Below are 26,286 nucleotides of genomic sequence, written 5' to 3'. Positions count from 1 at the left end.
TTACCATGAAAAATCCGCGTTTTATCCTATGGATTTTAAGTTGCAGCAAGTACAGCGAACAACGCTGCCGCTTGAAAGGCGACGGGTTTATTCATCGAGTGTTTTAATCATGATAACCTAATCTGAATCTCTCTCAGTATGAACTTCGCCATGAAATTACATTATCAACTGCTGGCCACCGAGTCCGATGCATTGCCGGTGATCCTGATCCACGGACTGTTTGGCAATTTGGACAATCTGGGCGTGCTGGCGCGCGATCTGAATCAGCGTCACAGCGTAATTAAAGTCGATCTACGCAACCACGGCCTGTCACCGCGTTCGGAGGTAATGACCTACCCGGAAATGGCACAGGATCTGCTGACGTTGCTGGATGATTTGCAGTTGGAGAAGGTGATTGTCATTGGCCACTCGATGGGCGGCAAAGCGGCCATGGCGCTGACGGCAATCGCCCCGAAGCGCGTGGAGAAGCTGATCATCATTGACGTTGCGCCGGTGAACTATCAAACGCGCCGCCACGACGAAATTTTTGTCGCGTTACAGGCGGTGAGCGCCGCCGGCATTACCCAACGCCAGCAGGCGGCGGAATTGATGCGCGGCTACCTGAAAGAGGAAGGCGTGATCCAGTTCCTGCTGAAATCCTTCCACCAGGGCGAATGGCGTTTCAATCTGCCGGTGCTGATCGAAGAGTACGAGAACATCACCGGCTGGCAGGAAGTGCCGGCCTGGCCTCACCCGACGCTGTTTATCCGCGGCGGCCTGTCGCCTTACGTGCAGGACAGCTATCGCGAAGATATTGCCCGTCAATTCCCGCAGGCTCGCGCTCACGTCGTTGCCGGTACCGGACACTGGGTTCATGCGGAAAAACCGGAGGCGGTGTTGCGCGCCATTCACCGTTTTCTCGGCGAAGCCTGAGTCGCACCAGGCCCAACAAATGGGCCGTTTCCCTGCCAAAGTCACCATCTGATGAAAAAACGCGCTAAAGATAACGGCTTAGCGCGTTTTCAGCTCAGTTAAGCATTGTCGTCGCTCTACCTGCTGGGGTAATATGGCGCGCTATAATTTTGCCGCCGTGCCGAGCGTGTTCGCTAACGTCAGGCTGGGGGTGAATTTGGGTTAGGGTTTATTGGCCCGAAGTGTGTTAACCGAACCGTCCGGAAGCGTGTAAGCGCTTTTTGATGCAAACTCCCTTGCAGTACCGCTACCTATGGCAAAAGAACAAACGGATCGCACGACGCTGGATCTGTTCGCAGATGAACGCCGTCCGGGGCGCCCGAAAACCAACCCGCTTTCCCGAGATGAACAGCTTAGAATCAATAAGCGTAATCAGCTTCGACGCGATAAAGTCCGTGGCTTACGGCGTGTGGAACTGAAGATCAACGCGGATGCGGTGGACGCCCTGAACAAACTGGCGGAACAGCGTAATATCAGCCGCAGCGAGCTTATTGAGCAAATGCTGCTGGCACAACTGGCGGACGAGCAGCCAGAACATTGATCATTGCAGCCGCACATGCGGCGCGGCGTTAAGGATGACGCCCGATCAACACCGCTTTATTCCACCCGGCATCGCATTAAAGTGATAAATACCCGGGGTAAATTTCTGGCATGATACGCACTTACCGGTAAGAGATAACCTCTTGCCATGGCATCATTTTAATCGGTGTTATCGTAGTCAACGCTAACATCGTGAATGCAATTTATTGAATTTAAAGGTTATACGCGATATGGCTAATGTAGGCATTTTCTTTGGCAGCGACACTGGCAATACCGAAAACATTGCCAAGATGATCCAGAAAATTCTTCAGCAGCAGTTTGGCAAAGAGGTGTCTGAAATTCATGACATCGCCAAAAGCAGCAAAGAAGATCTGGAAGCTTTCGATATCCTGCTGCTCGGTATCCCCACCTGGTACTACGGTGAAGCCCAGTGCGATTGGGATGACTTCTTCCCAACGCTGGAAGAAATTGACTTCAACGGCAAGCTGGTTGCGCTGTTCGGCTGTGGCGATCAGGAAGACTACGCAGAGTATTTCTGTGATGCGATGGGTACCATTCGCGACATCATTGAACCACGTGGCGCCGCTATCGTAGGCCACTGGCCGACCAAGGGCTACCACTTTGAAGCTTCCAAAGGCTTGGCCAGCGACAGCCATTTCATCGGCCTGGCCATTGACGAAGATCGCCAACCTGAACTGACCAACGAACGTGTCGAAGGCTGGGTAAAACAAATCGTCGAAGAGCTGAGCCTGGCCGAAATCGTCGGATAACGCCAAAGGTTGAACAAAAGCCCTGCAAAGTGCATAGTGTGCCGGCAGGGCCATCATTGGCAGTACTGATTACTGCAATAGAAGCTACAGATTTGTAACTTCCCACACCGTCAAGGTAGACTGAGTTTTCGGTTTATCCCATTCATCAAGACGTTGCGTGTATAACATGCAATTGTGCAATTATAGCTTTGTTAACAACCGGCGGTTTCCATTTAGGGCAACCGGTTCTATAATGAGACGCAATTAACTCTTTGTGCCGACCGATGCCACAGGCGAGAATGCCTCAACTTGATTAGCATAGTAACAGGACTGAATCCGCATGACTGACAACAACACCGCATTGAAGAAGGCCGGCTTAAAAGTCACGCTTCCGCGACTCAAAATCCTGGAAGTACTGCAAAATCCGGAATGCCATCACGTCAGTGCGGAAGATCTGTACAAAAAACTGATAGATATGGGCGAAGAAATTGGCCTGGCTACAGTTTACCGCGTACTGAACCAATTTGATGATGCCGGCATTGTGACCCGTCACAACTTCGAAGGCGGCAAGTCCGTGTTCGAGCTGACCCAGCAGCATCACCACGATCACCTGATTTGCCTGGACTGCGGCAAAGTGATCGAATTTAGCGATGAGTCTATCGAAGTACGTCAGCGTGATATCGCCAAACAGCACGGCATCAAGCTCACCAACCACAGCCTGTACCTGTACGGCCACTGTGAAACTGGTGACTGCCGCGAAGACGACACCCTGCACGACAAGAAATAATGCCCTTAAACGGCATTGAGAACCGCCTTAACGGCGGTTTTTTTATGCCTGCAATAGCGGAATAAAAAATCCCCGGACAGGCCGGGGAAAGTTAACAGCGTTAAAGACAACAATTGCAGCGGCACTTCTCTACAGCACTTCTCTCGTTCCCCACTTGGACACCTTCAGCGTCAACTCACCCGCCGACACGCGGATGAGTAAACTCGTTACAGCTCATATTCAAGCAACAATAGGCTATCGAAAAACAACGTCCAGACCGGGTCTGAACACACCACGCAGCGGCACGCCGGTCGCGGCTACGGTTGTTAGATAACGGCCCGCCTGCGAACAGCGGGCCAGGTTTCAGATTTACACTTTCTCGGCGCGACTGTAACGCTTGCCATCCGGGCTCACCGCGCGGATTTGCACTTCACCGCTAACCTCAGGCTTGGCCTTGGCATCATAACGTTGCCATTGCTTGCCACCGTCGGTGGAATACTCGATGCCCAGACCCGGCAGCGAAATATTGGCTTCCAGCTTGCCCCCCACCACTCGGGCGCCTGGCACCGGCAACCGGTAGCTCACGCCACCTTTGTCCAGTTTTGCCAGCTCACGCTGACCGAGCAGGTTGGCGAAGCGCAGCCAATCCCGGTCCAGTTTCTTGGTATCGATGAAGTGGGTTTCGCCGCCTTTATACTCCCGGCCCGCCCGGTAATCCTGCTCCCAATCTGCCCGGTGCCATGCGCGCTCGGCCACCGACAACGAACGAGGGAAGATCATGTACTCCATTTGTTCGTCGGTACGCTGGGTTTCGCTCCACATCTGCGCGGAAATACCGTAAGCCCCCGGCCAGGGTTTGTCGCTCTTGGCGGTAAAGTGATTACCGTCGCGATCAACCGAGGTTTCGGCGTTTTGCGGCAAGTTGTTTGGCGCAAAGCTGAACATTTTCTGCTCGTCGCTGAAACGCGTTCCCCAGTAGTAACCGCGCTCGTCCGGGTTCACCTCATACGGGAAGTCCATGTAGACATAATCCGGGTTTGAGAGGATCAGCTCGTATCCCTTGTTGGACCAGTCGTTGGCACTGTCGAACCCGCCCCAATACAGCGTATCCCAGAAGTTAACCCCGACACGTTGGGTAGCAAAGGCCTTGGCGTTTTTCGCATCTTTCAGGCCATCCTGCCAGGCTTGCATTCTGTCGATCCCGTGCGCTTTCACCAATTGGCTGACTTCCACCCCGAAGTAGCTTGGCAGATGCTCCATATCGGCGACCTTGCCCTCTTTGATCATCGCCTGGCAGACCTGAGATTTCGCCCATGGCTTGTCTTCTTTGCTCTGATCGATGATGCCTTTGCCGGCTTCCGGCTTGTTCACATCGGTATAACCGGCACCCAACCTGATATTTTTCGCCTCATCTCCGCCAAAGTGCCAGGTGCTCAACGGTTGCCCGGCCTCTTTATGCATCTGGGCAATCTCGCCGATCACCTTGTCGACAAAGCGCTTGGACGAATCCAGGCAAGGATTGAGGTAGCTTTGGCGGTTAAAGTACTGCACCGAGGTGGTGTTAGAGGTATCGGTTGGATCCACCAATCGGAACTCGTTGGCTTCTTGTTCTTTACCGGCGGCATGCAGTTTCTTATAGCGAGCTTCCATTGAGACCACCGCCGCACGGGCATGCGCCGGCATATCGATTTCCGGGATCACTTCAATCTGGCGCGCCTTGGCGTATTTGATGATGTCGATGTAATCCTGGCGAGAGAAGAAGCCGCCGTAAACCTCGGGACCCTGGCCATACTGCGGCAACAGGCAGGTGGTTTCGCTCAGATCGTGGCAACGCTGCCCCCCGACCTCGGTCAGCTCCGGCAAGCCCGGAATGGCAATACGCCAGCCTTCGTCATCACTCAGATGGAAATGGAATTTATTGAGTTTGTACGCCGCCATTTGGTCCAGCAGGCGCAACACCGCATCTTTCTGGTGGAAGTTACGCGCTACATCCAGGAAGATGCCGCGATACTGGAAGCGCGGCGCATCTTTGGCCTCCAGCGTGGCGATTTTGGCGCTGCCGTCGGTAGGTACCAATGACAGAATCGACTGCAAGCCATAAAACACCCCGGCCTGATCGAAGCCGATGACTCGCGCTTCCTGATTGCCTATTTTCAGCTCATAGGCTCCCGGCACCGCCAGTTCACCTTTGAATTTTCCTGGTTGAATATCGGTTTTGATCGGATAACCGGCTGCGTTACTGGTTATTCCCAACAGCGCGAAACGCTGGGCTACGGCGTCTGCCGCCGGTTTGGACAATGCACTCAGCTCCAACGCAACGCCTTTGCTCAGATCCACATCCTGCGCATGCACTTTAACCTGCAGCGGCGTTGGCACTACCTGACCGCGTAACGACGCGGTGGGTAAAGTTTTTAGCTCGGCGTTTTTCGTGAAGCGCGAGGCCGGCGTCATCAGGATGTTATTGTCGTCTTTGGTGCGCTTCCACTGGTCGCCGGTGAACGGCGCAACGAACTGGTTCAGATCTTCGGTATCGGTATTGATCAGAATTTTTGGCTTGGCATCGCCCGAAGTGGCGTACCAGCGCGGCACGAAGTCGGTTTTAAACAGTTGCCAATATTCAGTAATAATCGGGATTTCTACCGTTTTCCCCGCCGGGAAACCGGTAAATTTGTCGGTAGGCTCCAGCTTGTACAGATCACCGGTCAGGTGAGCTATCTTGAACTGATCGTTATCCACCCGCAGGGTCTGACGGGCGCTGTGGAAGTAAATCGCCCAGTCCTGACCTTTGATCTCCTGATTGTCGTTGGTCAGGCCAATCAGCAGCTTGTTGCAGGCCGCCCAATCGGCCCCCAGCTTGCCGCAATCCAGGCCGTTTTCGGCGGCCCGGTTATCGACCATTTTCAAATTCAGTTTCAGCTGGCTCAGTTGATCCACCAGCGGTTGATTGGCCATCGCGTTCCCCACGCTGCCAAATAATCCAACGGTTGCCGTCAACGCGGCAAGCGCGCTCAATTTGAATTTATTCATTTTCAGCATCATCCTTAATTGTTGTTATCGCGGATCTCTTTCCAAATCTGGCCACATTTGGCGTCATAAGCCTGGCCGTTACCGCTGTGAACCGCCTGAATGCAGTTTTGATAATCCATCACCCGCACCGTTTCTTTCTCGGCGAACTGTTGATGCTGCTTCTCTTGTTTCAGTACGTTCAACACCGCCTGGCATGACTGCAGTTTTTCCGGTGAGCCCTCTGCGGTGTTGATGCAGGCGCTGTAGGCCTGTTTCAATTTGGCATCTTCCGGCGGGGCCGCCGGCTGTACGCAGGCGCTCAGCGTGGCTACCGCAGCCAACATCATCATGATTTTTTTCATCGTTTTATTCCCGTTAAATGACCCCGGCGCTGCCGCCGGGGAAGATACCGGTCATCTTTCAAGCCGCAGCGTTGCTAGCTGCACTGGCTGCAACCTGAAAGCTGTAAGGTATGTTTTAGAAAATGGTGAATGGCGCGATAACCATGAATTTGACGTCTTTCTCGTCCTGGAAGATGTTGCCGTAACCCCCGCCCCAGCTTGGGATATTGGTGTGGTTGTCGTATTGGGTGTAGTGCAGTTTAAGCAGCGTGCCTTTGGCGCGACCTTCCTGAATGGTGTACATGGCATCCAGGCTCCAGGCGCTCTCTTTCAGGCGCTGGCTCTGATCGTACATAGGGTTGGTGCTCGGTTTGGCGTCCCAGGCGTAAACGTAAGAACCGCCCACCGCCATGCCCGGCAGGTTCCAGTTGCTCAGGTCGTACATCACCCCGGCATAAACCGCTTTTTCGCCGTTGGCGTTAAAGTCGGAACGGTTATCCCACCACACGTCGAGGCGGCCGTTAGAAGAAGCGTAGGTTGGCGTCATGCGTTGCAGGAAGTAGCCCTGGTTGCCTTCGGCTTTGACCATGGTGCCTTCCAGGCGCCAGTTGAACTGGCCGGTGGTGTAACCAAAGGTCAGTGCTTGCAGCCAGGCCAGACCGTCGTAAATGCTGTTCGGGTCGTTCTTGTCGTTAATGCGGTCTTCGGTGCCGTAGAACTGGTAGCTGGTGGTCAGCGGGTTGCCCACCAGATCGAATTTATAAGACGCCTTGGTGAAGTACTGATTCACATAGCCCTGGGCTTGGCCGAATGCCGCCTCCAGCACCAAATCGTTTTTGAAGTCGTATTTGGCACCCAGCGAGTGCAGATAGGAGACACCGGTTTTTTTATCGTTCTGGCGGAAGTCGTCCATTTCGATATGCCATGGCGCTTTATATTTATTGGTCCACATGTAAGAGAAGCTCAACTCACCGGCATCACCGTAGTCAAACTTGGCACCGGCCTCTGCACCCTGATAGGTACCCGGCATAAAGCTCCAATGCGGCGCCAACAGAGTTTGGCCACTTGGCTGGATATAACCGCCACGTGCCCAGACGGGGCCATATTTGAATTTACCGGCGGCTTTATACAGGCTGATGCCGCCTTTGTCGCCGGAGTAGTCTTCATCGTAGGTACGGTTTTTGGAGGAGAACGCGATTTCATTCGGGTGGCCGCTAGCGCTGGATTCAGCCAGCTCGATGGCGGTAAAGGCGCCCACGTCCAGGCCGAACATGTCCCAGGCATAGCCCGAGGCAAAATCCAGGCTCAGGTTGGCCGTCGAATGCGACAAGTTGGTGGTGTATTTATTGTAATCGTCACTGGTCGGATTGAGATCTTTACGGTCACGCTCACGTTGCCAGTAGTAAACACCGCCGGTCATCGTGGAGTCATCGATAAATCCTGCGGCTTTCGCCTCAGGGGCCATGGCAAACCCTGTTCCCAACAGCGCACCCGCGACTGCGAGCGCCAGCGTTTTACGCTGAGCACCGTGCGTACCCATAATGAAATTCCTCTTTGACTTAACTTTAAAAGTTGCAGCCGCCCGTGTTCACCACTGCCCTGCACGACTGCCAATAAAAAACCCAACCGGGTAAAAAATATTGCCGATGGGCTAAATTCCCACAGCACTTATTGCTACAGACAGACTATTTTTCGCGACGCGAATTATCAAATGAAATATCAGAGAGATTTGTCAAAGTATGACAAAGAGCACATATCGATGAGATTTTGTTACGTGGGTATGCAAAGAGGCTGTCGAATAAAAAATTCAATAAAATCAGAATAAACAACGATACAAGGTCAATAAGAGACGATTAATGGTTTCAGCCGAATCAAAAAAGTCAGCCAGAAGAAAAAATATGAGAGCGCTCTCCAGATGACATTAATTCGCATCACGAATATATAAGACAATGTTATATGAGCGATGATTTATATCAAGAAATTACTGTTACAACGGTCAGATAAAAATTTAAAAGAGGATTGAAGGAACAACATCGCAGCGGGAGGGGGGAAATGGCGCAGGCATAAAAAAAGCGCAACCGAAGTTGCGCTCTTGGGGTATTAGCCGTTGATCAATCAGGCACCCAGTTTAGCCCAGGTGTCGCGCAGGCCAACGGTGCGGTTAAACACCAGGTGCTCAGCCGAGGAGTAACGGTTATCGGCACAGAAATAACCTTCTCGCTCGAACTGATAGGCTTTTTCCGGCTGTGCGGCAGCCAGGCTAGGCTCCACGAAGCCGTGCTTGATAACCAGCGACTCCGGGTTGATGGTGGCGAGGAAGTCCTCTGCCGCCGCCGGATTCGGCACGCTGAACAGACGGTCGTACACGCGAATTTCCGCCGGCAATGCATGCTCAGCAGACACCCAGTGGATCACGCCCTTCACCTTGCGGCCATCGGCAGGATCTTTACTCAAAGTGTCCGCATCGTAGCTGCAGAAGATGGTGGTGATCTCGCCTTCAGCATCTTTCTCGACGCGTTCAGCCTTGATCACGTAGGCATTGCGCAGACGCACTTCTTTCCCCAGTACCAGACGCTTGTACTGCTTGTTGGCTTCTTCGCGGAAGTCAGCACGGTCGATATAAACCTCGCGGCTGAACGGCACCTCACGGCTGCCCATCTCCGGCTTGCTCGGGTGGTTAGGCATGGTCACCATTTCCACGCCGGAGGTCATATTTTCGATGACGACCTTCACCGGATCCAGCACGGCCATCGCACGCGGCGCGTTTTCGTTCAGCTCTTCACGAATGCAGGCTTCGAGCGCCATCATTTCGACGTTGTTTTCCTGCTTGGTCACGCCGATACGCTGGCAGAACTCGCGGATGGACGCAGCGGTATAGCCACGGCGACGCAGGCCGGAAACTGTCGGCATACGCGGGTCATCCCAGCCCTCAACGATTTTCTCGGTCACCAACTGGTTCAGCTTGCGCTTAGACATGATGGCGTACTCGAGATTAAGGCGTGAGAATTCGTACTGACGCGGATGACAAGGGATGGTGATGTTGTCCAACACCCAGTCATACAGACGACGGTTGTCCTGGAACTCCAGCGTACACAGCGAATGGGTGATCCCTTCCAGCGCATCGGAAATGCAGTGGGTGAAATCGTACATCGGGTAGATGCACCATTTGTTGCCGGTCTGGTGGTGTTCCGCGAACTTGATGCGGTACAGCACAGGATCGCGCATCACGATAAACGGCGAAGCCATGTCGATCTTGGCGCGCAGGCAGGCGCTACCTTCGGCGAATTCGCCGTTGCGCATTTTTTCAAACAGCGCCAGGTTCTCTTCCACGCTGCGACCCCGGTACGGACTGTCTTTGCCCGGCGAGGTCAGGCTGCCGCGATATTCGCGGATTTGCTCAGGCGACAGCTCGTCGACGTAGGCCAGCCCTTTGTTAATCAGCTCTACCGCATACTGGTGCAGCTGATCGAAGTAATCTGAGGAGTAACGGACATTGCCGCTCCACTCAAAGCCCAGCCACTCCACGTCGTGTTTGATCGACTCAACGAACTCGATATCTTCTTTCACCGGGTTGGTGTCATCGAAACGCAGGTTGCACTGGCCCTGGTAGTCACGGGCAATGCCGAAGTTCAGACAAATGGATTTTGCATGGCCGATATGCAGATAGCCATTCGGCTCCGGCGGGAAACGGGTATGTACCGACGCGTGTTTCCCTGACGCCAGATCTTCATCGACGATCTGACGGATAAAATTGGTTGGGCGGGCTTCAGCCTCACTCATTTCACTATTCCTCAATGCAAAGCGCTACACATAACCGCCTATGATCCAACAAGCCACGCCCGGAAACAACCGTTTGTTTCACGAAAAATGCGGGACGTTGCACCACAACAGATCGCAGCACCACAACGGGGCAGCTTTCGTTACCTGTCGCCCATAAAAAAGCGGGAAGAGATTGCTCTCTTCCCGCCAAAGGTAGGGTGCGTTCCGTCATGACTCGTTAAACACCCCGGGTACTACTCAGGTAAATCGGTTTACTTTTGGATCTCAAACAGTTTGGTCTGGCCTGCGACCACAGAACCGGTCGCCAGCGCCGACAGACCGGCGTAATCGTCAGCGTTGCTGACCACTACCGGGCTTATCATCGAGCGGGCGTTGGCGTTCAGGAAGTCCAGATCCAGTTCAAGGATTGGCTGGCCGGCTTTCACCTCAGCGCCCTCTTCAACCAGGCGTTTGAAGCCCTGACCGTTCAATGCCACGGTATCGATGCCCATGTGCACCACAATCTCCGCCCCCTTGTCCGTTTCCAGGCAGAAGGCGTGGTTGGTGTTGAAGATTTTCACGATGGTGCCGTCAGCTGGCGCCACGACGGTTTTATCCGTTGGGCGAATCGCCAAACCGTCGCCTACCGCTTTGCTGGCAAAGGCTTCGTCAGGCACCTGATCCAGCGCCACCACTTCACCGGTGACCGGAGCCACCAGCGACTCGAAGGCCACTTTCGGCGCGTTAGGCACCGCCTGTGATTTAACTGCGGTCACACCGGCTGCCGGTGCCACTTCTGCCGCAGGAACCGGGCCGGCTGCAATAACCGCACGCATGCCGTCGGCAATGGCTTCCGCTTTAGAACCCACAATCACCTGAACGGTTTGCTTGTTCAGTTTCACCACGCCGGAAGCACCCAGACGTTTGCAGCTTGCATCGAGCACTTTCGAAGAATCTTTCACGCTCAGACGCAGACGGGTAATGCAGGCATCAATGCCGGTCAGGTTGTCTGAACCGCCGATGGCACCGATATAGCTACGAGACAGAGCGCGCAGACCTTCATCGGTATTGCTGTTGGCTTCCGGTGCGACGATATCGTCAGACGCATCTTCGCGACCCGGCGTTTTCAGGTTGAACGCACGGATAATGACGGAGAACAGAACGAAGTAGACCGCGAAGGCGACCAGACCCATCAGGACCAGCATCCAGACGTTTTTACTGGCGGCCGGCAGGTTGTACATCAACACATAGTCGATGGCGCCTGCAGAGAAGGAGAAGCCGGCATGAATACCCAGCAGGGTAGCTACAAACAGGCTGATACCGGTCAAAATGGCATGGACCAGATACAGCAGCGGAGCCAGGAACATGAACAGGAATTCAAGCGGCTCGGTCACGCCGGTCAGGAACGCGGTCAGTGCCACAGACAGCAACATACCGCCAACCATTGGGCGACGCTCTTTCGGCGCAGCGAAATACATGGCCAGTGCCGCACCCGGCAAACCGAACATCATGATTGGGAAGAAGCCGGACATGAACATCCCGGCAGTGCCGTCGCCCGCGTAGAAGCGGTTGATGTCACCGTGGAAGATGGTGCCCGCGGCATTGGTGAATTCACCAATCTGGAACCAGGCGATGGTGTTCAATACCTGATGCAAGCCGGTTGGGATCAGCAGACGGTTAACGAAACCGAAGATGCCGGAACCCACCGCGCCCATGGACACAATCCATTCACCGCCGGCGTGGATGGCATTCTGAACCGGTGGCCAGATATAACCAAAGATCGCCGCAAGGATTAAACAGAAAAAGCCGGTGGCGATAGGAACGAAGCGTTTACCGCCGAAGAAGGAAAGGAACTCAGGCAGTTTGATGCCGGACCAGCGGTTATAAACCGCACCGCCCACCAGACCGGTAATAATACCGGCCAGCACGCCCATATTGATCGCCGGGTTGATGGTGACCATCGCTTTGGTCAGGATGAAGTAACCTACCGCACCCGCCAGTGCGGCTGAACCGGCATTGTCTTTCGACCAGGTTGCTGCCACACCGATAGCGAAAATCAACGCCAAATTATCAAAGATTGATCCACCGGCCTGTGCGATGAACGAAATATTGAGTAAGTCGGGCTGGCCGAAGCGGAGCAAAAGCGCCGCCACGGGCAGTACTGCGATTGGCAGTTGCAACGACCTGCCCAATCTTTGGAAAAAGCCGAGTATGTTCACCTTAATATTCCCCCTAATGCCCTTTTATGGGCTTTATCATATTTTACGCTAGCGCCATCACACACTGCGATTAACTCTGGACGAACGACAACAAAGTGGAGTGTAAAAAAATTATTTCGTATCGCAAATTAAAACCTCCTTTTTTGTGATTTATATCACCAAAAAGCAGTCTTAAGCTGCCACATTGCTAGCCATCACACAAAACTTATTTTATCATTAAAAAAATCATCGAACCTGACGCATCACGTGAGAATCATAAACCTGGGTTAGGCTTAAGACTCTCGTTCAGGCACGAACCAGTATAGCTTTAGTTTACTTACCCCAAGAGGTGTTAGATGAGACTTATCCCACTGAAAGATACTGCACAAGTCGGCAAATGGGCCGCACGCCATATCGTCCAGCGCATCAACGCATTCAAGCCTACTGCGGAGCGTCCATTTGTGCTCGGCCTGCCAACCGGCGGTACTCCGCTGGAAGCGTACAAACATCTGATTGCGATGCACAAAGCAGGTGAAGTAAGCTTTAAGCATGTGGTGACTTTCAACATGGATGAATACGTTGGCCTACCGCAGGAACACCCGGAAAGCTATCATACCTTCATGTACCGTAATTTCTTTGATCACGTTGATATCCCAAGCGAAAATATCAACCTGCTGAATGGTAATGCACCGGACGTTGACGCCGAGTGCCGCCAGTACGAAGCGAAAATCAAATCCTACGGCAAGATCAACCTGTTCATGGGTGGCGTTGGCATCGACGGTCATATTGCGTTTAACGAGCCGGCTTCATCTCTGGCATCGCGCACTCGCATCAAAACCCTGACCGAAGATACCCGTATCGCCAACTCCCGCTTCTTTGGCGGCGACGTTAGCCTGGTACCGAAGTTTGCACTGACCGTGGGCGTGGGCACGCTGCTCGACGCAGAGGAAGTGATGATTCTGGTCACCGGGCACGCCAAGGCTCAGGCGCTGGAAGCCGCTGTGGAAGGCAACATCAACCACATGTGGACCATCAGCTGCCTGCAGCTGCATGCCAAGGCCGTTGTGGTGTGCGATGAGCCATCCACCATGGAGCTGAAAGTCAAAACCGTTAAGTATTTCCGCGAATTAGAAGCGGAAAGCGTGAAGAGTCTTTAATTCCTGCAGGGGGCTACGATGTTCGCTTTAACCCACGGCCGTATTTTTACCGGCCACGACGTACTTGACGACCATGCAGTGGTAATCGCTGATGGGCTGATTGAACGAGTTTGCCCGCTGGCTGAACTGCCGGCCGGCATTGAAACGCGCGATCTGGGTGGCGCTATCCTGGCCCCCGGTTTGATCGACGTGCAGCTTAACGGCTGCGGCGGCGTTCAATTTAACGATTCTCTGGACGCCATTTCGGAAGAGACGCTGGAAATTATGCAGCGTGCCAACGAAAAATCCGGCTGTACCAGCTATCTGCCGACGCTGATCACCAGCAGCGACGAATTTATGAAGCACAGCATCGAAGTGATGCGCGCTTATCTGAAAAAGCACCAGAACCAGGCGCTGGGTCTGCACCTTGAAGGGCCGTACCTTAGCCCGTTGAAAAAAGGCACCCATAACCCGGCGTTTATCCGCAAGCCAACCCAAGAGATGATCGACTATCTGTGTGCGAATGCCGATGTGATCACCAAGGTGACGCTGGCGCCGGAAATGGTAGAGCCGCACTTTATCAAGCAGCTGACCGACGCCGGTATCGTGGTGTCCGCCGGTCACTCGAATGCGACTTACGAACAGGCCCGCACCGGTTTTGCTGCCGGCATCACCTTCGCCACTCACCTGTATAACGCCATGCCGTATATCACCGGGCGCGAACCGGGGCTGATGGGGGCGATTTTCGACACGCCTGAAGTCTATACCGGCATTATCGCCGACGGCCATCACGTGGCCTGGGCGAGTATCCGTAACGCCAAACGCATGAAAGGTGATAAATTGGTGCTGGTCACCGACGCCACCGCCCCGGCGGGTGCCGATATTGACCAATTTATTTTCGCCGGTAAAACAATATACTATCGCGATGGGCTGTGCGTGGATGAGAACGGCACCCTGAGCGGATCTGCGCTGACCATGATTGACGCGTTGAAAAACAGCGTTGAACATGTCGGCATCGCGTTGGATGAAGCGCTGCGTATGGCAACACTCTATCCGGCGCGTGCTATCGGCGTAGACGATCGTTTAGGTACGATCGAAGCCGGTAAGGTGGCAAACCTGACTGCGTTTACCCGCGACTTTAGCATCACCAAAACGCTCGTTAACGGTAACGAGGTTTAATTTCATGAACAGCGAGTAAAATTATTGATGAGTACTGGCGGACAGGCACAGATAGGGAACGTTGACTTAGTCAAACAACTCAACGGCGCGGCGGTTTACCGCCTGATCGACCAACAGGGTCCGATCTCGCGCATTCAAATAGCCGAACTGAGCCAGCTAGCGCCCGCCAGCGTCACTAAAATTACTCGCCAGCTGTTAGAGCGCGGGCTGATCAAAGAAGTCGATCAGCAAGCCTCTACCGGCGGCCGCCGCGCCATTTCCATTGTCTCCGAAACCCGGCATTTCCACACCGTGGCCGTACGCCTTGGCCGTCACGATGCCACCATCACCCTGTACGACATGAGCGGAAAATCGCTCGGTGAAGAGCACTATCCGCTGCCGGAAAGGACCCAGGAAACACTGGAAAATGCGCTGTTCACCGCCATTGCGCAGTTTATCGAAGACTACCAACGCAAGCTGCGCGAACTGATCGCCATCGCGGTGATCCTGCCCGGTCTGGTTGACCCGGCGCTCGGTGTGGTGCGCTACATGCCGCACATCAGCGTCAGCAACTGGCCGCTGGTAGACAACCTGCAGCAACGCTTTAACGTCACCAGCTTTGTTGGCCATGACATCCGCAGCCTGGCTTTGGCCGAACACTATTTTGGCGCCACCCGCGACTGTGAAGATTCCATTCTGGTACGTCTGCACCGCGGCACCGGTGCCGGCATTATCGTCAACGGCCAGATTTTCCTGGGCAATAACGGCAACGTCGGCGAAATCGGCCATATTCAGATCGACCCGCTGGGCGAACGCTGCCACTGCGGCAACTTCGGCTGTCTGGAAACCGTTGCCGCCAATGCCGCGATTGAACACCGCGTGCGCCAGTTACTGACTCAGGGCTACCCCAGCAAGCTGACACTCGACGACTGCAGCATCTCCGCCATCTGCAAGGCCGCCAACCGCGGTGACCTGCTGGCCAGCGAAGTGATCGAGCACGTCGGCCGCTACCTCGGCAAAGCCGTAGCCATTGCCATTAACCTGTTTAATCCGCAGAAAGTGGTGATCGCCGGTGAAATTACCGAGGCGGAAAAAGTGCTGCTGCCGGCGATCCAAAGCTGCATCAATACTCAGGTGCTGAAGGACTTCCGCAAGAACCTGCCGGTGGTCACCTCCGAACTCAATCATCGCTCGGCGATCGGGGCTTTCGCCCTGGCCAAGCGGGCAATGCTCAACGGCGTACTATTGCAGCGATTGCTGGAAAGCTGATCCGCCGCCTAAGGCAGGTGTGTTATCTTCGCGTTTTGCCTGCCGCCAATCATGAGAAACAGCAACAATGACAATCAAAAACGTTATATGTGATATCGACGGCGTGCTGCTGCATGACAACACGCCGGTTCCCGGCGCCGATCTTTTCCTGGCGCGCATTCAGGAACAGGGCATGCCGCTGGTGGTGCTGACCAACTACCCGTCGCAGACCGCACAGGATCTGGCGAACCGCTTCTCCGCCGCCGGGCTTGAAGTCCCGGAAAGCGCGTTTTATACCTCCGCCATGGCCACCGCCGATTTCCTGCGCCGTCAGGAAGGCAAAAAGGCCTACGTGGTGGGTGAAGGCGCGCTGATCCACGAATTGTATAAAGCCGGTTTCACCATTACCGACATCAACCCGGACTTCGTGATTGTCGGGGAAACCCGCTCCTACAACTGGGACATGATGCATAAGGCCGCCTACTTCGTGAATAACGGCGCGCGCTTTATCGCGACCAACCCGGATACTCACGGCCATGGCTTTGTGCCGGCCTGCGGCGCACTGTGCGCCCCGATCGAGAAAATCACCGGCCGCAAGCCATTTTACGTGGGCAAACCCAGCCCATGGATCATCCGCGCCGCGCTCAACAAAATGCAGGCGCATTCGGAAGAAACGGTGATCGTCGGCGACAACCTGCGCACCGATATCCTGGCGGGCTTCCAGGCCGGTCTGGAAACCGTGCTGGTGTTGTCCGGCGTCTCGACGTTGAACGATGTCGAAACCATGCCGTTCCGCCCGAGCTACATCTTCCCTTCCGTTGCCGATATCAATATTTTCTAATCGCTGAGGTGGCCATCACGGCCACCCTTAATTTTCGCACCAATTTGAATTTAATTTATTATTGGCCGGGAAAGGTTTCACCCCACCCTCGTTAAAAATCCGCACTATGTATTTACGCCCCGCCAATACCCGCTATTGCCGGCGTGTGGAATTAATCTTACCTAAAATAACGAGGTTACTATGAGCTCCGATAATATTATCAATGCACAAGCTGCAGATGACGCAGCCGCCATGCCGGATATGTCGAATAAAAAAATCATGATGGGTTTTTGGCACAACTGGGCCGCCGGCGCCAGTGACGGTTATCAGCAGGGTCAATTCGCCAATATGAACCTGACCGATATCCCGGCCGAATATAACGTGGTGGCCGTAGCCTTTATGAAGGGCGTGGGTATCCCCACCTTCAAGCCTTACAACCTGTCCGATACCGAGTTCCGCCGCCAGGTCGGGGTACTGAACAGCCAGGGCCGCGCGGTACTGATTTCCCTCGGCGGCGCCGACGCACATATCGAATTGAAAACCGGCGATGAAGACAAGCTGACCAATGAAATTATCCGTCTGGTGGAAACCTACGGTTTTGACGGTCTGGATATCGATCTGGAACAGGCGGCCATTGGTGCAGCCAATAATAAAACCGTTTTGCCTGCCGCACTGAAAAAAGTAAAAGCGCATTATGCCGCCGAAGGTAAAAACTTTATTGTCAGCATGGCTCCAGAATTCCCTTATTTGCGGACTAACGGGACTTACCTGGATTATATTACCGCGCTCGAAGGGTTTTATGATTTTATTGCACCGCAATATTATAACCAGGGCGGTGACGGTATCTGGGTTGACGAAGCCAATGGCGGCAAAGGCGCCTGGATCACCCAGAATAACGACGCGATGAAAGAAGATTTTCTGTATTACCTGACCGAAAGCCTGGTCACCGGCACCCGCGGCTACACCAAAATCCCGGCATCCAAATTTGTGATCGGTTTACCCACCAATAATGACGCCGCCGCCACCGGTTATGTGGTCGACAAGCAGGCGGTCTATAACGCTTTCGCGCGCCTTGACGCCAAAAATTTGTCGATTAAGGGCCTGATGACCTGGTCGGTGAACTGGGATAATGGCAAGAGCAAGGCCGGCGTGGCCTATAACTGGGAATTCAAAACTCGTTATGCCGCGCTGATCCAGGGCGGGGTCACCCCGCCGCCGGGAAAGCCTGAAGCGCCTACCGCGCTGAACGCCAGCGCGATTACCGCAACGTCATTGACGTTGAACTGGGCTGCGGCAAGCAGCGTCAAACCGATTAGCCACTATACGGTTTACCGTAACGGCAGCGCCATTGGCCAAACCGGCAGCCTGTCGCTGCAGGACAGCGGCCTGACGGCGGCCACTCAGTACAGCTATTTTGTCACCGCCACCGACAACCAAGGCAATACTTCGCTGCCGAGCAGTGCGCTGGCAGTTAAAACCTCGGACGGCGGTACGCCTCCCGATCCGGGCGTGGCCGAGTGGCAGAACAATCACAGCTACAAGGCCGGTGATTTAGTGACGTATAAAGGCAAGAAATACACCTGCCTGCAGGCACACACTTCCAATGCGGGATGGACGCCGGATGCGGCCTTCACCCTGTGGCAGCTGACCGCCTGATAGTCGGCAATGAGTTGCCGGTAAAATTATCCGGCAACTCATCCATCGATTGAAAAATTGAATATTCATTAATTTTAATAGCGGTTAACTGAATATCCGCTAATTTTATCCCCCTCCCAAACAACTATTTTTCGGCGCAGCGCTAAAACGCTTGCATCCCCTGCCGGTTTTGACGCATTTTCATAAACACAACGCAGCAAAACCGCGCCATCACTGATGAAGCGACCATGCTGCCTATAACAGCAATACAACATCACAGTCTAAAAAAGTCGTTAGGAGAGTCGGTATATGTGTTCTATTTTCGGTGTGCTCGATCTGAAGTCCGATCCCGTTGAACTGCGTAAAAAAGCGCTGGAGCTGTCCCGTCTGATGCGCCACCGCGGCCCGGATTGGTCCGGTGTTTACGCCAGCGATAAAGCCATTCTGGTGCATGAGCGCCTGTCGATTGTCGACGTCAACAATGGCGCCCAACCGCTGTACAACGCTGCGCACACCCACGTTCTGGCCGTTAACGGCGAGATCTACAACCACCAGGCGCTGCGCCAGCAATTTAGCGATCGCTACGAATTCCAGACCGGCTCCGACTGTGAAGTGATCCTGGCGCTGTACCAGGAGAAAGGCCCTGACTTCCTCGACGAGCTGCAAGGCATGTTCGCCTTCGCACTGTACGATTCCGAGAAAGACGCTTACCTGATTGGCCGCGACCATCTGGGCATTATCCCGCTTTACATGGGTCACGATGAATTCGGCAACCTGTATGTTGCCTCTGAAATGAAAGCGCTGGTGCCGGTTTGCCGCACCATTAAAGAATTCCCGGCGGGCAGCTACCTGTGGAGCCAGGACGGCGAGATCCGTGAATATTATCAACGTGACTGGTTCGAATACGACAACGTTAAAGACAATGTGACCGACGCCAATGCCCTGCGCAACGCGCTGGAAGACTCGGTGAAAAGCCACCTGATGTCCGACGTACCTTACGGCGTACTGCTGTCCGGCGGTCTGGATTCTTCCGTGATCTCCGCCATTACCAAAAAGTACGCGGCACGCCGTGTAGAAGATCAAGAACGCAGCGAAGCCTGGTGGCCGCAGTTGCACTCCTTCGCCGTGGGTCTGGAAGGTTCTCCGGATCTGCGCGCCGCGCAGGAAGTGGCAAACCACCTGGGCACCGTGCACCATGAAATCCACTTCACCGTACAGGAAGGTCTGGACGCCATCCGCGACGTGATTTATCACATCGAAACCTATGACGTTACCACCATTCGCGCTTCCACCCCGATGTACCTGATGTCACGCAAAATCAAAGCGATGGGCATCAAGATGGTGCTGTCTGGCGAGGGGGCTGACGAAGTGTTCGGTGGCTACCTGTACTTCCATAAAGCACCGGATGCCCGTGAGTTCCACGATGAAACCGTGCGTAAACTGCTAGCGCTGCATATGTTTGACTGCGCGCGCGCCAACAAGGCGATGTCCGCCTGGGGTGTGGAAGCCCGCGTGCCCTTCCTGGACAAAAAATTCCTCGACGTGGCAATGCGCATCAACCCTAAGGACAAAATGTGCGGCAATGGCAAAATGGAAAAACATATCCTGCGTGAATGTTTTGAATCCTATCTGCCGGCCAGCGTGGCCTGGCGCCAGAAAGAGCAGTTCTCCGACGGCGTGGGTTACAGCTGGATTGACACGCTGAAAGAAGTGGCTGCCAAGCAGATCAGCGATCAACAGCTCGAAACCGCACGTTTCCGTTTCCCGTACAACACGCCGAGCTCCAAAGAAGGCTACCTGTATCGCGAAATTTTCGAAGAGCTGTTCCCACTGCCGAGCGCGGCCGAATGCGTGCCTGGCGGCCCGTCAGTGGCCTGCTCGTCAGCCAAAGCCATCGAATGGGACGAGTCCTTCAAGAAAATGGACGATCCTTCTGGTCGTGCAGTCGGCGTTCACCAGTCCGCCTACAAATAATCGTTCAGCGTTTTATTCCCTGGGCGGGCCTTCGGGCCCGCCTTTTTGTTGATGTTTTCAACCATTAATTGCCTGAATTGATGCTTTTATCGCCATACTGTTCACAACCCAGACAAACGACACATTCGGTCGCTTTTTCGGGAAAAAACTTGTTGACGCAAAACGGCCATATACGCATAATGCGCCCCGCAACGCCGATGAAGGTTGCGCGAAAAAAGATGGCTACGTAGCTCAGCTGGTTAGAGCACATCACTCATAATGATGGGGTCACAGGTTCAAATCCCGTCGTAGCCACCATCTTTTTTGCGGGAGTGGCGAAATTGGTAGACGCACTAGATTTAGGTTCTAGCGCCGCAAGGTGTGCGAGTTCAAGTCTCGCCTCCCGCACCATTTCTTTTCATCGAGTTGCAGGCATCAGATGGGGTATCGCCAAGCGGTAAGGCACTGGTTTTTGATACCAGCATTCCCTGGTTCGAATCCAGGTACCCCAGCCATTTTTTAAAATGGTTTGATGAAGTAAGAAGAAGTTGAAAATTTGTTGATGGGGTATCGCCAAGCGGTAAGGCACTGGTTTTTGATACCAGCATTCCCTGGTTCGAATCCAGGTACCCCAGCCATCAACACTGTTGACTTTTAAAGTAAAATATTGAAAATGGCTACGTAGCTCAGCTGGTTAGAGCACATCACTCATAATGATGGGGTCACAGGTTCAAATCCCGTCGTAGCCACCATATTTTACTGTTACACCATTGGGGTGTCGCCAAGCGGTAAGGCTCTGGTTTCTGATACCAGCATACCCAGGTTCGAATCCTGGCACCCCAGCCACATTTAGAAAAGCCCGCTTCGGCGGGCTTTTTGCTATCTGGAATTTGGCGAGACCGGATGGATAAGGGCGCGACATTGAACTGCGCCCTTGTAGCATAAGGCCCGCCTACAGCCCCAGCGCGTATTTCAGCGCATGTTCCTTCAACTTGCCCGCCCGCTGAGCCGCCATCAACGCAATATTACGCGCCACGCATAGCGGCGACAAATTATTGCTGAAAGCGGTATAAAACAGATCCATACCACTTTGCATTAGCAAGTTATCGGTGCGACGACGACGCTGATAACGCATCAGCACCGCTTCGCTGCTCCAGTCTTCGCCCAACTCGCGTGCATCACACAATACCGCCAGCAAGGCTTCCACATCACGATACCCCAGGTTTACCCCCTGCCCGGCGAGCGGGTTGATGGTATGCGCCGCGTCACCGAGCAACACCAGCCCCGGCAATACGTAGCGTTGCGCATGGCGACGCGCTAAAGGGAAAGAACCGGCCGCATGCACCTTCACCTCCCCTAAACGGGCAGGGAAAGCTTCGGCGATCTCTTTCTCAAGCTGCGCCGGCGACATGGCCTGCAGTTGACGGATGCGCTGCGGACTGTCGTACCACACCAGCGAGGCCCATTGATCGTACAACGGCAGGAAAGCCCGGGGCCCGGAAGGGAAAAATTGCTGCCAGGTCGTATCCTGCTGCGGCACACCGGTATCGACGGTGATCAGCATGCAGGACTGGCGGTACTGCCAGCCGCTGGTACCGATAGCCGCCAGATTGCGCACCTGCGAGTTGGCCCCATCGGCCCCCACTACCAGACGCGCCTGTAGCGTCTGTGAGGAGTCCAGCGTCACTTGCCAATGGTCATCAACCCGTTGCAACGAACGCAGCCTGGCGGGGCAGTAGAGCGTCAGGTTGTCGCACTGTTCCAGCTGTTGCCACAGCGCCAGTTGCAAAATACGGTTTTCCACCATAAAACCCAGCTCAGGCAGGCCGAGCGAAGCGGCGTCAAACGCTACCCGTGAAGAGGCCCACTCCCAGGTTTCCAATCGGCGGTAAGGCGCCGAGCGCATCGCTTGCACCGCCGGCCAGGCACCGAGTTGTTTCAGCAGCCCCACCGAGGTGCAGCCGATGGCGGAAATACGCAGATCCGGCGGGCTTTGCGCATCGAACGCCTGCGGCGCCTGATGTTCCAGCAAGGCCACCGACCAACCGGCCTGCGCCAGCCCCAATGCGGCGGCCGCGCCGACCATCCCGCCGCCTACCACCACGGCGTCATACCCTTTTTGAGATACGTTCATATTGGCTATGTTTTCTTAGTGAATTATCGCCATTCCCACCGGCATGGCGTTTGGCACCAGTGTAACGGATTTTTAATTTGGCTTCAGGTCGCATGCCGTTTTCCCCGCGCTGGTCACAACGGCGTCAAATGTTTACAATAAGCGCCCTGCATGTCGCGTATCGCAACTTTCGTCCGCACTGAGTAATGGCAAGTCAATGACCAAAAAACTACATATCAAAACCTGGGGCTGCCAGATGAATGAATATGATTCATCGAAAATGGCGGACTTACTGGGAAGCACACACGGTTACCAATGGACCGACAACGCTGAAGAAGCGGACGTGCTGCTGCTGAATACCTGCTCGATCCGCGAGAAAGCGCAGGAAAAAGTTTTCGCCATGTTAGGGCGTTGGAAACTGCTGAAAGAAAAAAAACCGTCGCTGATCATCGGCGTAGGTGGCTGCGTGGCCTCACAGGAAGGCGAACACATTCGCAGCCGTGCGCCTTGTGTCGACGTCGTGTTCGGGCCTCAGACCCTGCACCGCCTACCGGAAATGCTCAACCACGTGCAGGGCACCCGTAGCCCCATCGTCGACATCAGCTTCCCGGAAATCGAGAAATTCGATCGCCTGCCGGAACCACGTGCCGAAGGCCCTACCGCCTTCGTGTCCATCATGGAAGGCTGTAACAAGTACTGCACCTTCTGCGTGGTGCCTTATACCCGCGGCGAAGAAGTCAGCCGCCCAAGCGATGACGTCCTGTTTGAAGTCGCTCAACTGGCGGCGCAGGGCGTACGCGAAGTCAACCTGCTCGGTCAGAACGTCAACGCCTACCGCGGCGCGACCTACGACGGAGAAATCTGCTCGTTTGCCGAACTGCTGCGCCTGGTGGCGGCCATCGACGGTATCGACCGCATCCGTTTCACCACCAGCCATCCGATTGAATTCACCGACGATATCATCGCGGTTTACGCAGACACGCCGGAGCTGGTGAGCTTCCTGCATCTGCCGGTACAGAGCGGTTCAGACCGCATACTGACCATGATGAAGCGCGCGCATACCGCATTGGAATACAAAGCGATCATTCGTAAGCTGCGCAAGGCGCGGCCGGACATTCAGCTCAGCTCCGATTTTATTATCGGCTTCCCGGGCGAAACCCAGGCCGATTTCGAGCAGACCATGAATCTGATTGCCGAGATCAACTTCGACACCAGCTTCAGCTTTATCTACTCCTCGCGCCCTGGCACACCGGCGGCCGATATGGTCGATGACGTCAGCGAAGACGAAAAGAAACAGCGTCTGTATATCCTGCAGGATCGCATCAACCAGCAGGTGCTGCAGTTCAGCCGTCGGATGCTCGGAACCGTACAACGTATTCTGGTGGAAGGCACTTCTCGCAAAAGCGTGATGGAACTGGCGGGCCGGACGGCCTGCAACCGCGTGGTGAACTTTGAAGGCACGCCGGATATGATCGGTCAGTTCGTCGATGTGGAAATCACCGAGATTTTGACCAACACACTGCGTGGCGCAGTGGTGCGTACCGAACAGCAGATGGACCTGCGCGTGCATGAATCCCCGCAGTCAGTCATCGCCCGAACCCGAAAAGAGAACGCGCTGGGCGTCGGCATTTATCAGCCCTGACGCCCTCTCCGCTGTGCTGTAAGCCGTGGCGCCCGTCGCCACGTCAGCGATTATCCTTATGACTTATCAGCCGGGTCTCCATGCCCGGCCATTTTCTTTTTTTTTATTTTTTGATTAAGAGGCGACATAACATGCAACTCCCACACTGCCCGAAGTGCAACTCCGAATACACCTACCAGGATAACAACCTGTTTATCTGCCCTGAGTGCGCCCACGAGTGGAGCGACAGCGCGCCGGCGGACGACAGCGATACGCTGATTGTCAAAGACGCCAACGGCAACCTGCTGGCCGACGGCGATGCCGTGACCGTAGTGAAAGACCTCAAGGTCAAAGGCAGCTCTTCCATGCTGAAAATTGGCACCAAGGTGAAAAACATCCGCCTGGTGGAAGGCGACCACAACATCGACTGCAAGATCGATGGCTTTGGCCCGATGAAGCTGAAATCCGAATTCGTGAAAAAGAACTGATCGCCAGCCCTGATTCCCCAAAGCATTACGCGGCTGTTTTGGCCGCGTTTTTCCTCCTTCGGCCCTTGAATTTTGCCGCCGACGCACAGATAGATCATGGGTAAACTTGCGCCAGTGCGGCGCACCATGAATAATTCAAGGTAGAGAGTTCAGGCTTGGCCCTGAACGCGCGTACCGAAAACCAACCAGGCCCGATATGAGCCTTGAGGAATAGTTTGAACGTCGCAACACAAGAAATTTTGTTAGAGCCGGCAGACAATAAGCGATTGCTCAGCCTGTGCGGCCCGTTTGATGACAATATCAAACAACTCGAACGCCGGTTGGGCATTGAGATCAACCGCCGTGACAACCGTTTCAAGCTGGTCGGCAAGAACCCGTGCGTGGTTGCCGCCGCCGATATCTTGCGCCATCTGTATGTCGATACCGCCCCCATTCGCGGCGTGATCCCGGATATCGACCCGGAGCAGATCCATTTGGCGATCAAAGAAAGCCGGGTGCTGGAACAGGTTGCCGACAGCGTGCCGGATTACGGCAAGGCGGTGACCATCAAAACCAAACGCGGCATGGTGAAACCGCGGACGCCGAATCAGGCGCAGTACATCGCCAATATTCTCGATCACGACATCACCTTCGGCATCGGCCCGGCCGGTACCGGCAAGACCTACCTGGCGGTCGCCGCTGCGGTGGACGCATTGGAACGCCAGGAGATCCGCCGCATTCTGCTGACCCGTCCGGCGGTCGAAGCCGGTGAAAAACTGGGCTTCCTGCCGGGGGATCTGAGCCAGAAGGTCGATCCTTACCTGCGCCCGCTGTATGACGCCCTGTTCGAAATGCTGGGCTTTGAGCGCGTTGAGAAGCTGATCGAACGTAACGTGATAGAAGTCGCGCCGCTGGCCTATATGCGCGGCCGCACCCTGAACGACGCGTTTATCATCCTCGACGAGAGCCAGAACACCACCATCGAACAGATGAAGATGTTCCTCACCCGTATCGGCTTCAACTCCAAGGCGGTCATTACCGGTGACGTGACGCAGATAGACCTGCCGCGCAACCAAAAATCCGGCCTGCGCCACGCGGTGGAAGTGTTGTCGGACGTCGAAGAGCTGAGCTTCAATTTCTTCCATAGCGAAGACGTGGTGCGTCATCCGGTGGTGGCCCGCGTGGTCATCGCTTATGAAGCCTGGGAAGCCGCCGAACAAAAACGCAAAGATGCGATTGCCGAACAACGTAAACGCGAGGCGACCATCGCCTCCGAGCAGGAGACACCATGAGTCAGGTGATTTTGGATCTGCAGATTGCCTGTGCAGACAGCAACGGCCTGCCGGATGAAGCCGCCTTCCAGCGCTGGCTGGAAGGCGTGCTGCCGCAGTTTCAGGAGGAGGCCGAGGTCACCGTTCGTCTGGTAGATGAAGCGGAAAGCAACGAGCTGAACCTGACCTATCGCGGCAAGGACAAACCGACCAACGTGCTGTCTTTTCCGTTCGAAGCCCCCCCGGGTATCGAGCTGCCGCTGCTGGGCGATCTGATCATCTGCCGCCAGGTGGTTGAACAGGAAGCGGTCGAGCAAGAAAAGGCGCTGGAGGCCCACTGGGCGCATATGGTTGTCCATGGCAGCCTTCATCTGCTAGGGTATGACCACATCGAAGACGATGAAGCCGAAGAAATGGAGTCTTTGGAAACCGAAATCATGCACGGCCTGGGTTACCCGGACCCGTACCTGGCGGAAAAAGACCCCCTCTGACGTCAGCTGATTTCCCCGCAGCCCCCGTATGGGGCTGCCGCTGACTCCCCTAACTCTGACATG

General features: G+C 54.7%; 20 protein-coding genes and 6 tRNA genes. 20 read left to right on the top strand and 6 right to left on the bottom strand.

The features are described 5' to 3' along the window. The first annotated feature begins 138 nt into the window (after positions 1 to 138). The 4 genes from ybfF to fur all read left to right on the top strand — a co-directional run bounded on the left by ybfF (position 139) and on the right by fur (position 3,027). Positions 139 to 912, top strand: coding sequence for an esterase (gene ybfF, locus LQ945_RS19460; RefSeq protein ID WP_270101503.1), 774 nt, complete (start codon positions 139 to 141; stop codon positions 910 to 912). Positions 913 to 1,204: 292 nt separating this feature from the next. Further along, positions 1,205 to 1,492, top strand: a complete 288-nt coding sequence (gene ybfE / locus LQ945_RS19455; RefSeq protein WP_004949692.1) for a LexA regulated protein — start codon at positions 1,205 to 1,207, stop codon at positions 1,490 to 1,492. Between the two features lie 229 nt (positions 1,493 to 1,721). Further along, positions 1,722 to 2,261, top strand: a complete 540-nt coding sequence (fldA, locus tag LQ945_RS19450; protein WP_262240380.1) for a flavodoxin FldA — start codon at positions 1,722 to 1,724, stop codon at positions 2,259 to 2,261. 319 nt (positions 2,262 to 2,580) lie between these two features. Next, positions 2,581 to 3,027: a ferric iron uptake transcriptional regulator gene (gene fur / locus LQ945_RS19445; RefSeq protein ID WP_020825646.1), complete on the top strand. Its 447-nt coding sequence runs from the start codon at positions 2,581 to 2,583 to the stop codon at positions 3,025 to 3,027. Positions 3,028 to 3,375: 348 nt separating this feature from the next. Here fur and LQ945_RS19440 read toward each other — a convergent pair whose 3' ends face one another. The 5 genes from LQ945_RS19440 to nagE all read right to left on the bottom strand — a co-directional run bounded on the left by LQ945_RS19440 (position 3,376) and on the right by nagE (position 12,331). Further along, complete coding sequence (locus tag LQ945_RS19440) at positions 3,376 to 6,033, bottom strand: family 20 glycosylhydrolase (RefSeq protein WP_269934401.1); 2,658 nt, start codon at positions 6,031 to 6,033, stop codon at positions 3,376 to 3,378. A 14-nt stretch (positions 6,034 to 6,047) separates the two neighbouring features. After that, positions 6,048 to 6,374 (bottom strand): ChiQ/YbfN family lipoprotein, encoded by a 327-nt coding sequence (chiQ, locus tag LQ945_RS19435; RefSeq protein ID WP_020825644.1) that lies wholly within the window; start codon positions 6,372 to 6,374, stop codon positions 6,048 to 6,050. Positions 6,375 to 6,489: 115 nt separating this feature from the next. Next, positions 6,490 to 7,893 carry a chitoporin ChiP gene (chiP, locus tag LQ945_RS19430; protein ID WP_020825643.1) on the bottom strand — a complete coding sequence of 468 codons (1,404 nt, stop codon included), beginning with the start codon at positions 7,891 to 7,893 and terminating at the stop codon, positions 6,490 to 6,492. Positions 7,894 to 8,468: 575 nt separating this feature from the next. Next, positions 8,469 to 10,133: a glutamine--tRNA ligase gene (gene glnS, locus LQ945_RS19425; RefSeq protein WP_270101502.1), complete on the bottom strand. Its 1,665-nt coding sequence runs from the start codon at positions 10,131 to 10,133 to the stop codon at positions 8,469 to 8,471. Positions 10,134 to 10,384: 251 nt separating this feature from the next. Beyond that, positions 10,385 to 12,331 carry a PTS N-acetyl glucosamine transporter subunit IIABC gene (nagE, locus tag LQ945_RS19420; protein ID WP_182823472.1) on the bottom strand — a complete coding sequence of 649 codons (1,947 nt, stop codon included), beginning with the start codon at positions 12,329 to 12,331 and terminating at the stop codon, positions 10,385 to 10,387. Between the two features lie 335 nt (positions 12,332 to 12,666). Here nagE and nagB point away from each other — a divergent pair, with 335 nt between their 5' ends. From nagB to LQ945_RS19360, 12 genes are all read left to right on the top strand, one after another. Then, positions 12,667 to 13,467, top strand: coding sequence for a glucosamine-6-phosphate deaminase (gene nagB / locus LQ945_RS19415; protein WP_012005664.1), 801 nt, complete (start codon positions 12,667 to 12,669; stop codon positions 13,465 to 13,467). Positions 13,468 to 13,485: 18 nt separating this feature from the next. After that, entirely contained in the window at positions 13,486 to 14,625 is a 1,140-nt protein-coding gene (gene nagA / locus LQ945_RS19410; RefSeq protein WP_044548884.1) for an N-acetylglucosamine-6-phosphate deacetylase, read from the top strand. Between the two features lie 27 nt (positions 14,626 to 14,652). Further along, positions 14,653 to 15,873: a DNA-binding transcriptional regulator NagC gene (gene nagC / locus LQ945_RS19405; RefSeq protein ID WP_020825638.1), complete on the top strand. Its 1,221-nt coding sequence runs from the start codon at positions 14,653 to 14,655 to the stop codon at positions 15,871 to 15,873. A gap of 67 nt (positions 15,874 to 15,940) precedes the next feature. Next, on the top strand, positions 15,941 to 16,693 hold the full coding sequence (locus LQ945_RS19400) for an HAD-IIA family hydrolase (protein WP_020825637.1): 753 nt from the start codon (positions 15,941 to 15,943) through the stop codon (positions 16,691 to 16,693). 180 nt (positions 16,694 to 16,873) lie between these two features. Then, positions 16,874 to 18,328 (top strand): carbohydrate-binding protein, encoded by a 1,455-nt coding sequence (locus LQ945_RS19395; RefSeq protein ID WP_270101501.1) that lies wholly within the window; start codon positions 16,874 to 16,876, stop codon positions 18,326 to 18,328. A gap of 288 nt (positions 18,329 to 18,616) precedes the next feature. Beyond that, positions 18,617 to 20,281 (top strand): asparagine synthase B, encoded by a 1,665-nt coding sequence (asnB, locus tag LQ945_RS19390; protein ID WP_262240385.1) that lies wholly within the window; start codon positions 18,617 to 18,619, stop codon positions 20,279 to 20,281. A 220-nt stretch (positions 20,282 to 20,501) separates the two neighbouring features. After that, positions 20,502 to 20,578: transfer RNA gene (locus LQ945_RS19385), tRNA-Met, on the top strand. Between the two features lie 8 nt (positions 20,579 to 20,586). After that, a tRNA-Leu gene (locus LQ945_RS19380) sits at positions 20,587 to 20,671 on the top strand. A 29-nt stretch (positions 20,672 to 20,700) separates the two neighbouring features. Then, positions 20,701 to 20,775 (top strand) — tRNA-Gln (locus tag LQ945_RS19375). A gap of 48 nt (positions 20,776 to 20,823) precedes the next feature. Then, a tRNA-Gln gene (locus LQ945_RS19370) sits at positions 20,824 to 20,898 on the top strand. A gap of 37 nt (positions 20,899 to 20,935) precedes the next feature. Continuing rightward, positions 20,936 to 21,012, top strand: a tRNA-Met gene (locus LQ945_RS19365). A 19-nt stretch (positions 21,013 to 21,031) separates the two neighbouring features. After that, positions 21,032 to 21,106: transfer RNA gene (locus LQ945_RS19360), tRNA-Gln, on the top strand. A 106-nt stretch (positions 21,107 to 21,212) separates the two neighbouring features. Here the strand turns inward: LQ945_RS19360 and ubiF are convergent. Next, positions 21,213 to 22,394 (bottom strand): 3-demethoxyubiquinol 3-hydroxylase, encoded by a 1,182-nt coding sequence (ubiF, locus tag LQ945_RS19355; RefSeq protein WP_269934406.1) that lies wholly within the window; start codon positions 22,392 to 22,394, stop codon positions 21,213 to 21,215. 196 nt (positions 22,395 to 22,590) lie between these two features. Here ubiF and miaB point away from each other — a divergent pair, with 196 nt between their 5' ends. The 4 genes from miaB (at position 22,591) to ybeY (ending at position 26,223) form a co-directional block, all read left to right on the top strand. After that, entirely contained in the window at positions 22,591 to 24,015 is a 1,425-nt protein-coding gene (miaB, locus tag LQ945_RS19350; RefSeq protein WP_269934407.1) for a tRNA (N6-isopentenyl adenosine(37)-C2)-methylthiotransferase MiaB, read from the top strand. A gap of 131 nt (positions 24,016 to 24,146) precedes the next feature. Next, on the top strand, positions 24,147 to 24,482 hold the full coding sequence (locus LQ945_RS19345) for a zinc ribbon domain-containing protein YjdM (RefSeq protein ID WP_020825632.1): 336 nt from the start codon (positions 24,147 to 24,149) through the stop codon (positions 24,480 to 24,482). Positions 24,483 to 24,697: 215 nt separating this feature from the next. Continuing rightward, positions 24,698 to 25,753 (top strand): PhoH family protein, encoded by a 1,056-nt coding sequence (locus LQ945_RS19340; protein ID WP_020825631.1) that lies wholly within the window; start codon positions 24,698 to 24,700, stop codon positions 25,751 to 25,753. Continuing rightward, positions 25,750 to 26,223, top strand: a complete 474-nt coding sequence (ybeY, locus tag LQ945_RS19335) for an rRNA maturation RNase YbeY (protein WP_269934408.1) — start codon at positions 25,750 to 25,752, stop codon at positions 26,221 to 26,223. The genes LQ945_RS19340 and ybeY overlap by 4 nt, the downstream gene beginning before the upstream one ends. Positions 26,224 to 26,286 lie beyond the last annotated feature (63 nt).

Source organism: Serratia liquefaciens (assembly GCF_027594825.1).
Classification (GTDB): domain Bacteria; phylum Pseudomonadota; class Gammaproteobacteria; order Enterobacterales; family Enterobacteriaceae; genus Serratia; species Serratia liquefaciens_A.
Note: the sequence above shows the minus strand (reverse complement) of the source record. Positions and strands in the feature narration are given on the sequence as shown.